Annotated in this window: 1 protein-coding gene; it reads left to right on the top strand. The window is 54.5% G+C overall.

Annotated features, from left to right (window positions below):
• Positions 1–210 precede the first annotated feature (210 nt).
• The coding region (locus tag CSC65_RS16080) for an N-formylglutamate amidohydrolase (RefSeq protein WP_202922918.1) at positions 211–536 on the top strand (326 nt) is incomplete at its 3' end.

The raw sequence follows: 536 nt of genomic DNA, 5'->3' as shown, positions 1-536 counted from the left end.
TGTTGTGTCTAGTTGGTGTAGTACTCCTCACTGTCATGTGCGGTATCTCTTCTGATAGATCATCGTGTATAATCATAATCACCGTTATGCTATATCTAGCTTCTGTCGGAGTGGTTTATTCATAGATTATGAGTGTTTTATAAATGTGTGGCTCTATGGATTCGCATTTGTTTGGTATTCTGTCCGTTGTTTTTTTTTTTTTGCGCTTCGATGATCGTTCCCCACTATTCGCGTTACGTGATCGACCTCAACCGTCCACCGGACGATGTGTCCCTGTATCCTGGGCAGAACACCACCGGCCTGTGTCCGCATGTGCAGTTCAGCGGCGAACCGGTCTATCGCGACGGTCAGGACCCCGACGAAGCCGAGGTGGCCGAACGCGTCGAGCGCTACTGGCGCCCGTACCACCGCGCGCTGGCGGGCGAACTGCAACGCATCCATGCGCAGCATGGCCGCGCCGGGCTGTGGGAAGGGCACTCCATCAAAGGCGTGGTGCCGTTCCTGTTCGAAGGCCGGCTGCCGGACCTCAATCTGGG

It is taken from the genome of Pseudoxanthomonas daejeonensis (assembly GCF_010093205.1).
Taxonomy (GTDB): domain Bacteria; phylum Pseudomonadota; class Gammaproteobacteria; order Xanthomonadales; family Xanthomonadaceae; genus Pseudoxanthomonas; species Pseudoxanthomonas daejeonensis.
Note: the sequence above shows the minus strand (reverse complement) of the source record. Positions and strands in the feature narration are given on the sequence as shown.